The sequence below is a fragment of the Staphylococcus condimenti genome, from assembly GCF_001618885.1.
Classification (GTDB): Bacteria; Bacillota; Bacilli; order Staphylococcales; family Staphylococcaceae; genus Staphylococcus; species Staphylococcus condimenti.
Genome location: NZ_CP015114.1, coordinates 1,517,143 through 1,533,164 on the forward strand (window position 1 = coordinate 1,517,143; position 16,022 = coordinate 1,533,164).

14 protein-coding genes are annotated in these 16,022 nt (G+C 34.7%); 4 read left to right on the forward strand and 10 right to left on the reverse strand.

Annotated elements, in window-relative coordinates:
- Window positions 1-78: 78 nt before the first annotated feature.
- The 9 genes from A4G25_RS07660 to A4G25_RS07700 all read right to left on the reverse strand — a co-directional run bounded on the left by A4G25_RS07660 (window position 79) and on the right by A4G25_RS07700 (window position 8,555).
- Window positions 79-2,532, reverse strand: coding sequence for an NEAT domain-containing protein (locus tag A4G25_RS07660; protein WP_047132286.1), 2,454 nt, complete (start codon window positions 2,530-2,532; stop codon window positions 79-81).
- 157 nt (window positions 2,533-2,689) lie between these two features.
- Window positions 2,690-4,159 (reverse strand): ABC transporter ATP-binding protein, encoded by a 1,470-nt coding sequence (locus A4G25_RS07665; protein ID WP_047132287.1) that lies wholly within the window; start codon window positions 4,157-4,159, stop codon window positions 2,690-2,692.
- 12 nt (window positions 4,160-4,171) lie between these two features.
- Window positions 4,172-4,867, reverse strand: coding sequence for an energy-coupling factor transporter transmembrane component T (locus tag A4G25_RS07670; protein WP_047132288.1), 696 nt, complete (start codon window positions 4,865-4,867; stop codon window positions 4,172-4,174).
- Complete coding sequence (locus A4G25_RS07675; RefSeq protein WP_047132289.1) at window positions 4,867-5,451, reverse strand: MptD family putative ECF transporter S component; 585 nt, start codon at window positions 5,449-5,451, stop codon at window positions 4,867-4,869. The genes A4G25_RS07670 and A4G25_RS07675 overlap by 1 nt, the downstream gene beginning before the upstream one ends.
- A 230-nt stretch (window positions 5,452-5,681) precedes the next feature.
- On the reverse strand, window positions 5,682-5,900 hold the full coding sequence (locus A4G25_RS07680) for a hypothetical protein (RefSeq protein ID WP_047132290.1): 219 nt from the start codon (window positions 5,898-5,900) through the stop codon (window positions 5,682-5,684).
- A 332-nt stretch (window positions 5,901-6,232) separates the two neighbouring features.
- Window positions 6,233-6,475: a 30S ribosomal protein S18 gene (gene rpsR, locus A4G25_RS07685; protein WP_012664058.1), complete on the reverse strand. Its 243-nt coding sequence runs from the start codon at window positions 6,473-6,475 to the stop codon at window positions 6,233-6,235.
- Window positions 6,476-6,531: 56 nt separating this feature from the next.
- Window positions 6,532-7,053 carry a single-stranded DNA-binding protein gene (gene ssb / locus A4G25_RS07690; RefSeq protein ID WP_047132291.1) on the reverse strand — a complete coding sequence of 174 codons (522 nt, stop codon included), beginning with the start codon at window positions 7,051-7,053 and terminating at the stop codon, window positions 6,532-6,534.
- Window positions 7,054-7,075: 22 nt separating this feature from the next.
- Window positions 7,076-7,372 carry a 30S ribosomal protein S6 gene (rpsF, locus tag A4G25_RS07695; RefSeq protein WP_047132292.1) on the reverse strand — a complete coding sequence of 99 codons (297 nt, stop codon included), beginning with the start codon at window positions 7,370-7,372 and terminating at the stop codon, window positions 7,076-7,078.
- A 145-nt stretch (window positions 7,373-7,517) separates the two neighbouring features.
- Entirely contained in the window at window positions 7,518-8,555 is a 1,038-nt protein-coding gene (locus tag A4G25_RS07700; protein ID WP_052766760.1) for a thermonuclease family protein, read from the reverse strand.
- Window positions 8,556-8,712: 157 nt separating this feature from the next.
- On the opposite strand from A4G25_RS07700, the gene A4G25_RS07705 reads away from it, so the two are divergent.
- From A4G25_RS07705 to A4G25_RS07720, 4 genes are all read left to right on the forward strand, one after another.
- On the forward strand, window positions 8,713-8,970 hold the full coding sequence (locus tag A4G25_RS07705) for an AbrB/MazE/SpoVT family DNA-binding domain-containing protein (protein WP_047132293.1): 258 nt from the start codon (window positions 8,713-8,715) through the stop codon (window positions 8,968-8,970).
- The gene (locus tag A4G25_RS07710; protein ID WP_047132294.1) at window positions 8,964-9,302 is read left to right on the forward strand and encodes a type II toxin-antitoxin system PemK/MazF family toxin; all 339 of its coding nucleotides are present in this window, start codon (window positions 8,964-8,966) and stop codon (window positions 9,300-9,302) included. Before A4G25_RS07705 ends, A4G25_RS07710 begins: the two co-directional genes overlap by 7 nt.
- A gap of 252 nt (window positions 9,303-9,554) precedes the next feature.
- Window positions 9,555-10,559, forward strand: coding sequence for an ornithine carbamoyltransferase (gene argF, locus A4G25_RS07715; protein ID WP_063164631.1), 1,005 nt, complete (start codon window positions 9,555-9,557; stop codon window positions 10,557-10,559).
- A 200-nt stretch (window positions 10,560-10,759) separates the two neighbouring features.
- Window positions 10,760-11,527, forward strand: coding sequence for an SDR family NAD(P)-dependent oxidoreductase (locus tag A4G25_RS07720; protein WP_047131968.1), 768 nt, complete (start codon window positions 10,760-10,762; stop codon window positions 11,525-11,527).
- Between the two features lie 141 nt (window positions 11,528-11,668).
- On the opposite strand, the gene A4G25_RS07725 is transcribed toward A4G25_RS07720, so the two are convergent.
- Window positions 11,669-15,967, reverse strand: a complete 4,299-nt coding sequence (locus A4G25_RS07725) for an Ig-like domain-containing protein (protein WP_047131969.1) — start codon at window positions 15,965-15,967, stop codon at window positions 11,669-11,671.
- Window positions 15,968-16,022 lie beyond the last annotated feature (55 nt).

Consider the following 16,022-nt stretch of genomic DNA (forward strand, 5'->3'; position numbering starts at 1 on the left):
GGTTATCAACCTCTTCTTTCTATGATGAGAGGTTGTGCTGACTGAACACAACCTCTTTTTTACTATGCTTTGGACTGATTACAAGTTATTTTTCTTTGATTTAACACGTCTGTTCCAGAATAAAGCGATGCTTCCTAGGAATACTGATAAAATACCGAATGTTGTAGTAGACTCTTGTTGGTTACCTGTTTTCGGTAATGATTTTGCTTTAGGTTTTTGAGCTTCAACATGTTTATTTGCTGTTTTACTTTGTGCATCAGCTTTAGATTTCATTGTTTCTGCTTTAGCTGTACCTAAAGGTTGAAGTTTCAATGACGACATTTCTTTCATGCTTGGTTCTAATACCGCAGCATCTTGTACATGCTCTTTATCTGTTTGAGCACCCATCGGTTTAACCTCTGATTTTTCAGATGGTGTTGTATTCGGTTTGTTTGGCTCTGGTTTTACTGCTTCTTCATGCTTCGGTGCTTTTTCTTTATCCATTGATTCTGATGCATCCGGCTTTTTAGGTGACGGTTTTACTGCATCATCATGTTTTGGAGTTTTTTCTTCAGATTTATCTTGATGATCTGGTTTTGGTTGCGGCATAGGTTTTGGTTGTAGCTTATTGTCTTGCTTATCAGGTACTTTTAAATCGCTGACAGGTTCTGCAAAGACAATTTGCGTTGTATATTTGTTGTCATAGTTAATGCCCGGAACTACAATATGAACTTTAGAAGTCAGCATTTTAGTACCTGGTTTCACTTCAACATTAATCACTTTTTGTGTATCTGATTCTGATACTACTTTTGTGTTTAATTTTTGTTTGCCGTCAAATAATTCGAATGATTTCCACCAAGTTGGATTTTTAATTGTAAATTGAACATAAGTTTTATTGTTCTCCTTAATTACTTTGGCAGGATGTTCCATATAGTCATCCATCACTGATTTTTTGTCTTCGCCATCTTTCTTCACTACAAAGTTCAATTCTTTTGAAATTGGCGCTGTATTCATTTCTTCCTTATCAGGTGCGACTTTATCTCCTTGACGGTCTGGAGCCGGCGCTGGTTTTGGAGCTGGTTTTTCTTGTTTATCAGCATCTGGAAGTTTAGAATCCCCTTTAACTTCGCCTAAATCTTTGATTCTCACATGATATGCACCTTGGTAATCCAAATCTTTTAAGCTGACTTTAACAATCGCGTTGTATTGCTCAACACCTTCTTGATATGGAAAAATGACAGTTCTTTGGTCTTTTTGAGCATCACGTGCAATTGTTTTCACACGCTCATAGCCCGTTTCTCCTGCAACCATAAAGTCATCCCAGATTTTGTCTGACTTAATTGTCATCGCAACAAATTTTTGCCCATCTTTTTCGAAAACTTGCATTGGTTTTACCACTTCAAAGTTCATATGGGATGGCTCGTTTTTCTTACTATGCAAAACTTCAAAGTTATGTGGTGTAGGGTTTGAAATTTCCACTTTTTCAATAGGCGCATTTTTAAATTCTGTTTTAGCTGATTCAATTTCTTCAGCCAAATCTTTCTCTAAATCTGCTAAATACGCTTTTTCTTCCTGTGTTGGTACTCTGTCTTTATTGATTAATTTTTTATATTGATAAATCTTATCTTCTAACGTAATTGCATTTCTGAAAGCTTCTGTTTCTTTTAATTTCTTATAATCTTCTTCAGATATATGATTTGAATTTTTACCATTAATCGGTTGAGCAAATTGTAGTTCTACATCTCCAAAATCTTCATGCAATCTAAGAATTTTTGAGTCCATTGATGATTTAACTGTTACCTTTTCTGTACCATTCGGTACTAAGAATTGTAATTTCGCTAAAGCCTTAGCTGCATCATATGAAGTCATCTTTGTATCTAATTTTTGATCATTATTATATATTTCAAATTTATCCCATGTTGACGCAGCATCTAAAGTCAATTCAACTGTTGATTCTTTATCACCTTTGATTATTTGAGCAGGATGCTTAATGTTTGTTTCATGGTAAAAGGCTTCATTATCTGTTCCTTTTTTTACTGCTTTAAATTCAACTGGGAAACGTTGATCTTTTTCATGAGCGTCTGGTGATAACGGCTTATTAATTTCTTCTTTTACTGAGTAATAAGCTTTTTTCTCAGGTGCTACTTTAACAGGAACATCTGCTTTCTCATCTACCTTTACAGGAGCCGATGCCGCTTCTGAAACAGGTTTAACTTCTTTTTCAGCAACAGGTGCTGCTTCGTTTTCAGGAGTTGCTGCTTCGTTTGCAACAGGTGCTGGTGCAGGTTGCGGTGCTATTGCTTTGTTTTCTTCAACTTTTTCTGCAACGTTTGTATCTGCTGCTTTCTCACCTGCATCTGCTAATGGTGCTGCTTGTTCTGTGACTGCAACTTCTTTGTTTCCTTCTTGTTCAGCTGCTTGAGCTTGTCCGCCCATAAAGATAGCCGCCCCAACGGCTATAGATGCTGCTCCGACTGTAAATTTGCGAATAGAATATTGGTACGTTTTCTGGTTGGCTTGATTCTTAACTGTTCTCTCTTTGTTGTTTTTCACGTTGATAACGCTCCTAATAAATATTTACAAATCCAAATGATAATCATTCTCATCGACTTGTATAGGTGTAGTATATCACATAATTTTAAAATGTCATTATTATTTTTCGTTTTGTTCTAATATATTCAAAATACCTTTATTGTATAATTTTTTATATTTAGTTTGTGTTGATATTAAAAAACTTTCGAAGCAGAAAGACCCTTTCTCGATCCAAAGTATAGTGATGCTTTATTCTTCCTTGATCAAATTCTACAATGTCATCAGCACAATTCATGATTAACTCATAATCATGAGAAATTACTAAGATGGTATATCCTTGTTTTTTAATCTTTTTTAGTTCTTCTGCAAATGCCAACATTCTTTTTCCATCTAAACCGCTAGACGGTTCATCAAAAATCAGAATAGGCCTTCGGCTTTCTATTGCACTGGCAATAGCTAAACGCTGCATCTCGCCATTTGATAATGCTAATGGATGCTTATTTCGATGCTTCTCAAGATCTATTGATTTTAATGTTTTTATCAAATCTTCTTCATTCATGACTGAATTGCTAAAACGAAGCTCTTCTTCCACTGTTTCACCAAACAATTGTGCTTGAACATTTTGGAATACTTGATAAAAGCAATGTTTCCATTGTTTTTGACTCTTTTTTGCGCTTCTATGAAAGAACACCGCTTCTGAATTGAGTTTCAATGCACCTATCATGCACTTCGCAAACGTTGATTTTCCTGCTCCGTTATTACCAATAATTGCAGTAATCGCGCCTTTATTCATTGCAAATGTATTAATATTTAAGGCCAGATCAGTCTTTTTTTGATAGCGATAGTGCCATTCATATAAATAAATAACGTCTTTAGCGACCTGCTTTTTATATGGAATTTGAATCTTCGATAAATGCGGTGCTCTCAACCCGTATTCTCTTATTTTTTCTTGGTTGAGCTGTTTAAAACTCTGGTTATCCCATTCTTTAAATACTTGTCCTTCTCGCATCAACACAAATTTGTCAGCAATGTCTATGAGATAATGCAGCCGATGTTCTGCGATAACGATTGTCTTCCCTTGCTGCTTCCAATTTTCAATCATTGCAGATAACTTTTCTATTGCTTTAAAATCTAAGTTTGAAGAAGGCTCATCCATGATAATGATTTCGTGTCCTGCAATTTCCATACACGCACAAGCAATGATTTGTTGCTCACCACCTGATAAATGAAAAACATCTCGGTAAATTAAATGCTTTAATTGATAACGTTCCACTACAGCGTCAATACGAGATTGAATTACTTCAGGGTTTACTTGATTATTTTCTAATTCAAAAGCTAATTCATTTACAACATTCGTACAGAAGAATTGCGTTCTCGGGTTTTGAAAAACACTGCCTATCTTTCGAGCTGAATCTTCGAATGTATATCGATTGCTATTTTGCTTATCTATATAAATGTTCCCTGAAATATTTCCCGGGAAAAAGTGGGGTATCAATCCATTGATCAACCTTAAAACTGTCGATTTGCCGCAACCGGATAGACCAGTTAAACAAACTACTGTTCCTGGATTAATATGTATATTGAAATCAGTTAATGCCGCTTTATCGGCAGTATTATATTTAAAAGTCACATTTTCAAACCTAATCATAAATACTGCTCCTTATATACCGTAATAGATGATAGCCAACACTAAAATTAAGATAGCGAAGATCTTATCCTCATTTGTTAATTTGAGTTGAATAATAGAAGTACGCGCAGTCTTTGCTGACAGTCCTCTTGTTAAAGAAGCAGCAGTGAGTTCAGTTGAAATTTTTACCATACTGTTGATAAGCGGCACAATGCGCATTTCAGTATAGCGGATAGGATGCACCAAAGATTGTCCTAGCGTTACCCCTCGCATACGCATCGCATATTTGATATTTCTTGATTCTTGAAAAACGACTGGCAAAAAGCGAAACATGACTGCAATTGGTATCGTTAATGTATTAGGAACTCTCAATTTTTCAAGTGCTCTGATAAATTCTTCCACTGATGTTGTTTTTATTAAGATATAACCCATAAGTGCTGGAGGAAGAAAACGTGTTATCAAATTAGCAGTAATAAAAATAAGACTGTTAGTTGCAGAATACTGGTTTCCAAAAGGAAAAGACTCTCCATACCAGCCCGCAAACAGAAGTATCAAACATAAACTGCCCAATTTATTAAATCCTAAATAAACCAAACAAAAAGCCGGTATGATAATAATAAGTAATCGCGGATAAATTTGATTTCCAACTGTTGTACCTGTCATAGCAATAAAAGAAATCAAAAATAAACTCAATAATTTTACCCTTGGATCGATTTTTTTACTTTTCATTAAACAATACCTGCACGTACAAAATGCTTTTTAAATAATAATTTAGCTATAAGAATACCGAGCAAAGCACCAATTGCACATGAAATCACAATGATTGGCAATGTTTGCAGTGTAAATAACTTTTCTAAAACATATATATAATCACTGCCTCTTTTCTCTTGTAAATATGAAAAGTAAGATTGTCGCGTAAAATAAAATGGAAGCAGACTGCCGAGTGACCAAAAAGAGAATACAATATAACCTAAACTTAGAGAAAGCCAATGCTGGTATTTACCAATTTTCATAATTAAATCAGCTAAGATTGGTAACGGTATCCCTGTAATCAAGGCAAATCCTGGATGCCCCATTATAAAAAGAACTAAACTCACAATAATTCCGCAGAGACTTAAAGCACCGAACTTTTGTGTTTTTGCGACAAGCAGCATAATAGGAACACTGCCTATCAATGCAATCAATGCAGGTAAGAAAAACATAATTATCGGCACAATTCCCGCGATACCAACAGGTGTGATAAGCACAAAAAAGATGGCTGTGAAAAGTCCAATGTTGATTAAATCTTTAATTTCTAACTTATCTTGCTGCATTTCTATCTCCTCCACTTAAAATATCTATACAAATACGTAGCTTAAGACTTTGATAATAAATTACCACTAATGATAACTATTCTCAATTGTATTTTTAATTATTAACTATTTTTAAGAATTATATTTGAATATAAATTTTAGATTATGAGAAGATTTTCTAAGAAAAATACATCTATTCTTTAATATTTAGGCAAATTAAAAACACCCACTTGCTAAGTGAGTGCTTCCCATTATTTTCCGTGTTCATTTACGAACTTCTTACCTTCATCTGTAACTTTCCACGAATCTATTTCTCCGTCTATATAATCAATCTCTACATAACCTTCATGGCTTAAAGTAATGATGTCATCTTTCAATTCTTCAAATTGTTTCTGTGATGTTGTTTCACCGTCATCTTCTGTAGGTCGTAAAAACATTTTCAACAACTCGTATCTTCTTTCATCATTCATACTTATCCATCTCCTCATTAATTGATATCTAAAGCTATATTTTTAATAGATATAATATCGGGATAACTGAGATTTTATTCATCCTATTAATAGTAGATTTACCTTTATGTATAGTGGGTCAAACATTGAGATTCAGAGGCTTTTTAGAGGTTTAAGTGACAAGAACAAATTAATAGCTCAGATTTCAACTGTGATTTTCATGTTGTTCTATGTTATTAATATATAATTCCAAAACTATTTTAAGTCGCCCTTTTTTGTCCTTCTTTCATTATATTGAACATAAAAAAACCCCGTAGAGCCTATACCTACGGGGTTTATCTATAAGTTTTATCTTAGTTTTCTTCTTTAACATATGGTAATAAAGCCATATGACGAGCACGTTTGATAGCTGTAGTCAACATACGTTGATATTTAGCTGAAGTGCCAGTTACACGACGTGGTAAAATTTTACCGCGTTCTGAGATAAAACGTTTTAATAAATCTGTATCTTTATAGTCGATGTGTGTAATACCGTTTGCTGTGAAATAACAAACTTTTTTACGACGACGTCCGCCTCTTCTTGGTCCACCTGCCATGGTTAACTGCCTCCTTTAATTGAGTTTTTCAAATTTCTACGTTCATTACACGTTTATTAGAATGGTAAATCATCATCACTGATATCAATCGGTCCGTTTGCATTTGCAAATGGATTATCAAATTGTCCAGATTTTGATGAATTTTGGTTTTGATAAGATGACGTATTTTGACCTTGTTGTTGTCCACCGTAACTTTGACCGTAATCTTGGAATTGATTGCCTCCTCCAGATTGTTGGCCGCCATGACGTTGGTTTTGTGATTTAGGTTCAAGGAATTGAACGCTGTCACACACAACTTCTGTCACAAAAATACGACGTCCTTCTTGGTTTTCGTAACTGCGTGATTGCAAGCGACCGTCAACGCCAGCTAGACTGCCTTTAAACAAATAATTGTTTACATTTTCTGCTTGTTTTCTAAAAACAACACAGTTAATGAAGTCTGCTTCACGTTCCCCTTGCGCATTCGTAAACGTACGATTAACCGCTAGGGTAAAAGTCGCTACACTTACGCCTGAGGGTGTCGTTCTGTATTCAGGATCTCGAGTTAAACGTCCTACCAATACAACTCTGTTAAGCATTTAAACGCCCCCATTCTGTTTTTTACTTGTCTTCGTCTTCGCGGATTACAATGTAACGAATGATATCGTCATTGATTTTAGCTAAACGTTGGAATTCGTCTGTAGCTTCACTGTTTTCAGTGTTGATACGTACAATGTTGTAGTAACCTTCTTTGAAATCTTCAATTTCGTAAGCAAGGCGACGTTTGCCCCAATCTTTCTCTTCGATGATTTCAGCACCGTCGTTTGTTAAAATACCGTTGAAACGTTCAACTAATGCTTTTCTCGCTTCGTCTTCAATGTTCGGACGAACAACGTACATAATTTCATATGTTCTCATTTTATATTTGCACCTCCTTGTGGTCTATGCGGCTTACTATCAAGTGTAGCAAGCAAGGAATAATTTTCATTACTCACAATCAAGAATTATAGCACACGCAATTACTTTTTACAATCATTTTCATAACACTTTTCATATCGTTTTGTTAGTTAATCTCACAAGCATAACCATCTTTATCACGATCCATTTTTGCTTGATAAGCAGGATGTCCTTGTGGAACACCCTCTGGGTGTGCTTGTCTCAAAGCAGTGCAATTCGGATAGCTTTCACTTGCTGTTCCACTTGTGTTTTGGTTTGTTTCACTAACTGAAGGAACACTGCCTTCAGACTGACTTTGTGGTTGTTGCGGTGCTTGTGTTGCTTGAGGTGTGCTTGATTGAGATTCTGTACCTGCAGGTGTTTCTCCACTCCAAATATTCAAGTGTTCTTCTTGAGCTAAACGTTGACTTTCTTTTAACTGATCCAAGTATGTAATACTAGGAGGATAAATATAAGCTACTTTTGCTAATCCCTGACGTACAAGTGCATCATTAACCATTTTGCCATCTGCATATACATAAGCTAAATAACGCCCATATTTGTCAGTCTTTCCACCCTTATCAAATTCAACTTCAATTTTCGAAGCATTTTCTAACATATTTTTCGTATAAGCTGAAGCTTCTTTACCATAGGGTTGCACACCTTTTGTAGGGTGCTTTGTTTCAGGAGTATCAATTAATAGCAAACGGAAAACAGCCTCTTTCCCATCGTACATTAAACGCACTGTATCTCCATCAACTGCCCTCGCATAAGTTACTTCTTCCTTCACTAAGCCATTAGCTTCTTTTTTAGCTTCAGGTTTGGGTTCTGATTTTTCTGTTTCATGTTCCTTTTTTGATTTGTCTTCAGATTCAGGACTTTTTGTTGGAGCAGCCTTAAATTCTTTTTCTTTATCATTCTCAGCATCTGAATCTTTTTCAGGTGCTTTTTGTTCCTTCTCTTTAGTTTGATGCGCTGTTTTTTGCTCATGGTTTGAAGACTCATCATCTTCACCACCTAAACCAGTTAGAAGTAAACCTAGAAAAAGGCTGGCAACTAAAGTGATTGCAGCAGTTTTTTTCGGTTTTCCTTTAATTGCTAAATAAATTAGACGAATTAAAAATATAAAAAATACGATAAAACATATACCGCCCAAAAATTGCATTATGTATTACACCTCTATCTTTTGTTTATTTATATCTATATTATACTATAATTTTAATAAATAAAAGAAGATTTTTTAGTTCTGACGGTACGGATAGTTAATATTCACATCTTTTCTTTGTATTAAGTTAAAATATGCATATAGCGAGGTGTTTATTATGTCTGAAAATCGAACACATATTTTTAAAACTGGACAAGAACATGCTGTGATTCTACCTGAACCAATAATAAAATCTTTAAACTTAAAACCCGGCGATGTATTGGTACAAGAAATTGTTGATGGCCAAATTATTCTAAAAAAAGAAAAACATCAAAGTTTTTCAGAAGAATGGAATCAATTTTTTGAACAAGGCGGCACTTATGATGATTATGAAACACACCAATGGGGCGAAGCATCGGAGCGTGAAAAATGGTAGAACAATACAAAATTATTGATGTGAATTTAGATCCGATACTTGGTCGTGAAAAAGGAAAGTATCGACCATGCGTTGTTTTAAGCCGTACAAGTTTCAACAACAAAACAAGTTTAGTATGGGTTTCTCCTATTACGAGCCGCCCTGTTAAGTATCCTACTGATGTTGCTTTGAAAACAATGGAACATCATATTAAAGGCACAATAGATGTAGGTCAAATCAGAACTTTAGATTTAAGTACACGTCATTATCGCGAAGTAGATAGTGTCTCTCATGAAGTAATGCATAAAATCGATGATATTATCACGAATATTTTAAAAATCGAATCTTTTTAAAGACGTTTATAAAGACAATTAGTTTCATACAAATTTCATTACGTTGAAACACTCCTTTTTATTATTTAATAAGGTGAAACAGGGTATACGTACAATGTGTAATCTAAAACTAAATATTAAAAATATATATTCTTTGTTAATTTGTTGCAGAAATGTGAAAGTTTTGTAGACGAACATGTTTTAAATTGGTTTTTAAATTGTAAGCGCTTATAATTAAGGTGAAATCAATCACAAAGAGGAGTTGTATGTATAATGCAAAACTTAAGAAACAGAAATTTCCTAACATTATTAGATTTTTCACAGAAAGAAGTCGAATTTTTACTTAATCTTTCAGAAGATTTGAAAAGAGCGAAATACGCAGGTATTGAGCAGCAGACGATGAAAGGAAAAAACATTGCATTAATTTTTGAAAAAGACTCAACTCGTACTCGTTGCGCATTTGAAGTTGCAGCTTACGACCAAGGTGCTCACGTTACTTACCTTGGATCTACAGGCAGCCAAATGGGCAAAAAAGAAACAGCAGCAGATACAGCACGCGTTTTAGGCGGCATGTATGACGGTATCGAATACCGCGGATTCTCTCAACGTACTGTTGAAACATTGGCTAAAGAATCAGGCGTTCCGGTATGGAACGGTTTAACAGACGAAGATCACCCGACTCAAGTATTGGCTGACTTCTTGACTGCTAAAGAAACATTGAAAAAACCTTATCACGAAATCAACTTCACATATGTCGGAGACGGACGCAACAACGTTGCGAACGCATTGATGGCAGGTGCTGCAATTATGGGTATGCGCTTCCACTTAGTATGTCCGCAAGAATTGAACCCGACTGATGAATTATTGAATCGTTGTAAAGAATTAGCTAAAGAAAACGGCGGCGAAATCTTGGTAACTGATGATATCGACAAAGGTGTTAAAGGATCTGACGTACTTTACACAGACGTTTGGGTATCTATGGGCGAACCTGACGAAGTTTGGGAAGAACGTATCAAATTATTGAAACCTTACCAAGTCAACCAAGAAATGATTGAAAAAACAGGCAACCCACGTGTTATCTTCGAACACTGCTTGCCATCATTCCACAACACTGACACTAAAATCGGTAAAGAAATTTATGACAAATACAGCTTGAAAGAAATGGAAGTTACAGACGAAGTCTTCGAAGGCAAACACTCTGTTGTATTCCAAGAAGCTGAAAACCGTATGCACACTATCAAAGCAGTAATGGTCGCTACTTTAGGCGATATTGGTTAAAATCCATTAAAATTAACATTATAATGTCATATTGAAAACGTCCTTCATAGCCAGATACTTAAAAGGGTAAAGCTATGAAGGACGTATTTATTTTTCTATTGAATATAGTTTACATTAATATCTGTCCAAATAAATATTTTGCACAATTATTTGTAGATGTTGTATCATTTCTTTATTCGATATAAGGAGGATTATCTGTTATGAAATATACATTAATTACAGGGGCTAGTTCTGGAATCGGCTATGAAACAGCTTTAAAATTTGCTGATCGAGAAAACAACCTTATACTCATTGCACGCAATGAAGAAAACTTACAAGCGTTGAAAGAGAAAATTCAATCGCAACACCCTAAATTAGATGTAGTTATTAAATCAGTAGATTTATCAGAACCTAAAAAAGTATATCAACTTTATGACGAACTCAAAGATTATGAACTTCAAACTGTTATTAATAACGCTGGTTTCGGAGATTTCAACCAAATCAGTGATCAAGATTTTGATAAAACAGAAAAAATGATTCGCTTAAATGTTGAAGCATTGACAATTCTCACTTCCTTATTTGTCAGAGATTATGAAAATGTCGAAGGTACTCAAGTTATCAATCTTTCTTCAGTTGCTGGTTACGAAATTTTCCCTGTTTCATTAACTTATACAGCAACTAAATATTATGTCTCTGCTTATACAGAAGGATTAAATGTATTGTTAAAAAACAAAGATGCCAAAATGCGGGCTAAAGTATTAGCTCCTGCGCCTACTGATACTAAATTCATGCAACGCTCTTTAGATAAAGATAGCTTTGAATATCAAGGTAATGTCGAAAATTATAATACACCTGAAGAAATGGCTTCTTATTTATTAGAACTATATGATAGCGACAAAACTATCGGTCTAGTGAATGCTGAAACATTAAAATTAGAATTAAAAGATCAATTCTATCCTATTAATAATCTATCAGGAGACTATGATTAAAAATATCTATAGCTTTTCGTTTAAATTTTAGTCCAAATTAAAATATTAGAATGCACTTCTGAAAAGACGAACATTCAATACAAATTAGAAAGCATGCTCAAGTTTGTGTTTAAACACAAACTTGAGCATGCTTTTTTCTTCCTAATATTCGTTTTCTTTACGTTTAATTGCAATCCCTAATAACACGAGACCAGAAATCAACACTAACCCTTTTAAAGGACTTATGCCTTCCTTATTTGAAATACCCGTCATTGGTAATTTTGATTGAACGACGGCTTCTTTTTTCGGTTTGTAAATAGAATAATCATTCTCTACAACATTCGAAATGTGTAATTGTTGGCTTTTAATTCTTTCATTAATGATAAACGCCGTTGAATCAACTGCATTCTTATTCAGTTTTGCTTTCAAAACAGTTTCTTCCTTATGAACAATATTAGATGGTGCCATTGTAATTTCAGATTCATCTGTCGTTGTCTTTTCATACGGTAATGGTTGTATTATATGCGTAACTTCTTCTTTGTCTTTATAAGTTCTTTCCGTTTTTTCTGGTTCTTCTGCTACTTTCGGTGTCTTTTCAGTATTATTTGTTATCGGAACAATTACATCGACAACACCTTCACTGTTTAAAGGTTGGTTATCAACTTGAATATATTGATTATTGGTATTCACTGGAGACGATTCATTGTCTTTTTTGTTATCTACTTTATTAGCGGTTGTGTCATGATATTCATGATTTTCATCGTCTTGTGTTTGAGTAGTTGGTGTATCTAGCGGTTTATCTTCTCTTTCAGGCAAAGGTGTTAACACTTTACTTGTTTCTTCTTCCTCTTCAATGTCACAATCACCTGCAGTTTCTTCTGTTTTTGCTCCATTATACTCATAATCTAAATTACTATTTTTTATAGCCTCAGCATTGCCTTTACCGTCGATCAATCCCCAGATATCTTCTTCTATTTGGTTATTATCAATTGATTCTTCTGTTGGTTTTGGAATAATTATATTTTCAACAGTAACTTCAGTGTTTAAAGATTGATTGCCAGCTTTATCTGTAGCAGCAACTATTACGACTGTGTCACCTTTTAATTGGGTGGTTTCATCTAATACGTATTTCCATTGTCCTTCTACATTTGTTTCAACAGCGACTATTCGATCATTTAACTTAATTGTAATTTTAGAGTTTGGTTCTGCTGTCCCAGTTAGTTCAGTATCAGTGGATTTTAACAGATTAACAGTAGGCGATGTCGGTGGTATCGTATCTTTTACAATTATGCTTACTTTTTCCGAAACGTTTCCTACTAAGTCTTTAGCCACTGCTTCAATGGTCGCTCCATAACTTAATTTATCATTTGTTTCCAATTTCCAGTTCCCATCGTTGTCCGTTTCTACTTCAACTGTAGTTCCTTCTGGCAGAGTAATAACAACGATACTATTGGGTTCACTTGTCCCTTTAATTTCATTAGCACCTGCTTCGATTTCATTGATATGCGGTACCTCAGGACTAATACTATCTTCAACTTTCCCTATTACTTCATTACTTATAGAACCTAATTCTCCTATCGCTTTAACCAACGTAACATCGTTATGTTCTAAAGTTAATCCTTCAGGAACATCGACTTTCCATTTACCTTCTGTGTCAACCTCAACCGTTGAAGAAATTTGATTTGGAAAAGTGACAACAATTGTACTTTCAGGCTGTCCTTCACCAGTTATTGTTGCAGCACCTTTTTCAATGTGATTCACGATGGGTTCTGTCACAAAGTATTTTTCAACTAAAGGTTGTAAAATACCTTCTAATTCGGTTTTTATAGCATCATTTACATGTTTTGTACCTTGTAAGGCATGGAAAAGTTGTGTTCTATAATTTCTATCAGGATTAGCTTTAATATCAGCTGCTATTTTATCTACATCTGAAGTAATAGCTGTACTATATCTTCTGTTAGCATCAGCCTCTGTTTCATCATTAATGATAAATCCTTTATCTGTAAGTGTGTATGTTACTGTTTCATTGCTAGCATATGGAAATACAAGATCTTCATTCGTTTCTTTTCGAACTACTTTTCGTCTCGCAGCAGGTTCTCTATGTCGAACAATAATTTTATCACCATAATCCAAGTTGAATTCTTGTATTTTGTAAGAGAATTTTTGACTACCAACTAAAGATTCATCTAAAACGACTGTGCCATCTGCTTTTTCAATTTTTACGTGTGCATATTCATCATTAAAATAGAAATGAGGTTGACCAGAGTTTTCTACAAATTTAACCATTTTCTTTTCTGGATAATAATCAACAAAAGCAAATTCTCTATTGCTCAAACCTCTCAAAGAGATCCTTTGTTCAACATTCGACTGTGTTCCTTCATACGTCGGGTAGTCTAAAACTGCAGTGTTATTACCCGCTTCTTTCACAATTAAATATTGACTTCGAGGCAATGCATTCTCTAGTGATAACGGTGCAGCAATTTGATAAACACCTGCTCTTATATGAGGGAAGACTGCCTTCCCGTCTTTCACTGTCGCTTGTGCTACTTCTTTTCCATTTTCCAATAGGCTGACCTTTACATTATCCGGTAAAGTTTGTCCGTTTAAATTCAAAGTGATTTCTGCATTTGAAAAAATAGATGTATCTGCCAAATCAGACGATTTTACTAATTCATATTCAGTAGCAAGACTCAACTTCTGCTTAATACGTTCTAATTCTGCTTTGTCTTGAATCAACATAGCAAGCGGATAAGCGAAACTATTATCGTAAGAAGCGAGCTTGTCTTTCAAAACTTGCGATAAATCGATATTATACAAATCAAAATATGCTGTGCCATTTACACCTTGATCAGCTAACCAGTACGTATTAATCCATCGTGGTACATCTTGAATAAATGGGTTGTGTAATTTATCAGCAGCTGCTTCTTCTTCTCTAATACCTTTCCACATCTCAGTAAATCCATCTATACCAGTAAGTCTTACCATTTTAGTCATAAAATCAAGACGTTCTCTATATCCGATATTGCCAAATTTAAAAGTACCGTTTGAATCGATTATACGGTTATGAATATTACGTTGTGTACTTTCTTGGTGTCCTTCATATAGCCAACCGCTATCTATTCCTATCACTGTTGTTTGATATTGGTTTGCTAAAATATTATTTTCGACTTCCATCAAATTCATATCTTCATCATTAACCATAATGCCATCATATCCATGGCCTACCTCATGCAATGCAAGCCATCCTTTTACCAAATAGCCGTACATAGAAGGACTGTTTGATCCCATTAAATTAGAAGAGTAATATGCTAAACCGAATCCATTTTTATCAGCAATTGTAAAATACTTTTGCGGCACATTATAATGCACAGAATTGATGTCATCATTCAGTCCCACCCACTCATCATAATGCTTGATGATATCTTCATAATAATTAATCATATCATCTAAATTTTTATAACTTAGACTCGTAGGATTTACACCGAATTGCTCAATTCTTGGTAAATCGATTTTCGGTATTAAAAATGCAATTTTATCTCCATCTACATAGCCATAAGGTGTATCACGTTTTTTCCAATCATCAAGAAAAGCTTGTTGGTCTCCTTCTTTGCGGAAAGTCGGTAATGTAATGCCTGCATCGTCTTCTACATAATATTCAACAATCGGATTATGATTTAATCCCACAGGTATTCGCAAGAATGCAGCACTGTCGATACCAGTAGAAATCGAATTCCATGCACCGTTTTTAGATATTGTTGCGTTTTTAATTTGCTTACTGTCATCTGTCATTAAATCTACACGCAAATCTGCTTCATTACTTCCTTTTGCTTGGCGAATATAAAGTTTTTTATTTTGCGGAACGATTAAACCAAGGCTTTCGCGAGCTTGATTAATGCCCCGTTTTTCACTTGCTGTTTTAGCAACGGTTGAAGCTGGATATACAGTGACAGATTTACTATATACTTGTTCTTTAATACCTTGAATAGCTTCTATAGGTTTCGCTTTAGCTTCCGGTGATGATGCATGATAATTTGGTTGTTGAGTTTCATTTTGATTTGGGGTATTCGTAGTTTCTGATGTAGGTGTCTCAGGTTGTGCTTCTCGTGTCACTACATTGTTTTCAGGTGTAGTTTGGGTTTCATTTTGAATAAGTGGTTGATCAGTTGCATTTGCTTTTGGCTGTTGGTTCTGCAATTGAGAATTTTCCGAGGTTTCAGGTTGATTGTTCTTAGATGCTTGGTCGATGTTTTCAGATGTCGCAGTACTTGGTTGATTGACCTTTTCTATTTGAGGAGATGAAGCTGCTTCTGTTTCAGCTGCTTCAGCATGATTTGCAGGATTTGCATAAATTAAAAATGTTCCAAAGAGAACAGATGCAAGTCCTACATTGAACTTCCTAATGCGGTATCGGTTCTTACTTTGTGGTCGAAAAACGTTATTCTTTTTTTGTTGTTTTGTCATATATTTCATCACTTCTCATGTTGTTATTTACTACTTTTATTTTAACACGATTTTA

Bases quoted from the DNA above. Each gene is read 5' to 3' on its own strand.
- A4G25_RS07665 (WP_047132287.1), bottom strand. From the start codon at position 4,159: ATGATTAGGTTTGAAAATGTGACTTTTAAATATAATACTGCCGATAAA.
- A4G25_RS07670 (WP_047132288.1), bottom strand. From the start codon at position 4,867: ATGAAAAGTAAAAAAATCGATCCAAGGGTAAAATTATTGAGTTTATTT.
- A4G25_RS07675 (WP_047132289.1), bottom strand. From the start codon at position 5,451: ATGCAGCAAGATAAGTTAGAAATTAAAGATTTAATCAACATTGGACTT.
- A4G25_RS07680 (WP_047132290.1), bottom strand. From the start codon at position 5,900: ATGAATGATGAAAGAAGATACGAGTTGTTGAAAATGTTTTTACGACCT.
- rpsR (WP_012664058.1), bottom strand. From the start codon at position 6,475: ATGGCAGGTGGACCAAGAAGAGGCGGACGTCGTCGTAAAAAAGTTTGT.
- ssb (WP_047132291.1), bottom strand. From the start codon at position 7,053: ATGCTTAACAGAGTTGTATTGGTAGGACGTTTAACTCGAGATCCTGAA.
- rpsF (WP_047132292.1), bottom strand. From the start codon at position 7,372: ATGAGAACATATGAAATTATGTACGTTGTTCGTCCGAACATTGAAGAC.
- A4G25_RS07700 (WP_052766760.1), bottom strand. From the start codon at position 8,555: ATGCAATTTTTGGGCGGTATATGTTTTATCGTATTTTTTATATTTTTA.
- A4G25_RS07705 (WP_047132293.1), top strand. From the start codon at position 8,713: ATGTCTGAAAATCGAACACATATTTTTAAAACTGGACAAGAACATGCT.
- A4G25_RS07710 (WP_047132294.1), top strand. From the start codon at position 8,964: ATGGTAGAACAATACAAAATTATTGATGTGAATTTAGATCCGATACTT.
- argF (WP_063164631.1), top strand. From the start codon at position 9,555: ATGCAAAACTTAAGAAACAGAAATTTCCTAACATTATTAGATTTTTCA.
- A4G25_RS07720 (WP_047131968.1), top strand. From the start codon at position 10,760: ATGAAATATACATTAATTACAGGGGCTAGTTCTGGAATCGGCTATGAA.
- A4G25_RS07725 (WP_047131969.1), bottom strand. From the start codon at position 15,967: ATGACAAAACAACAAAAAAAGAATAACGTTTTTCGACCACAAAGTAAG.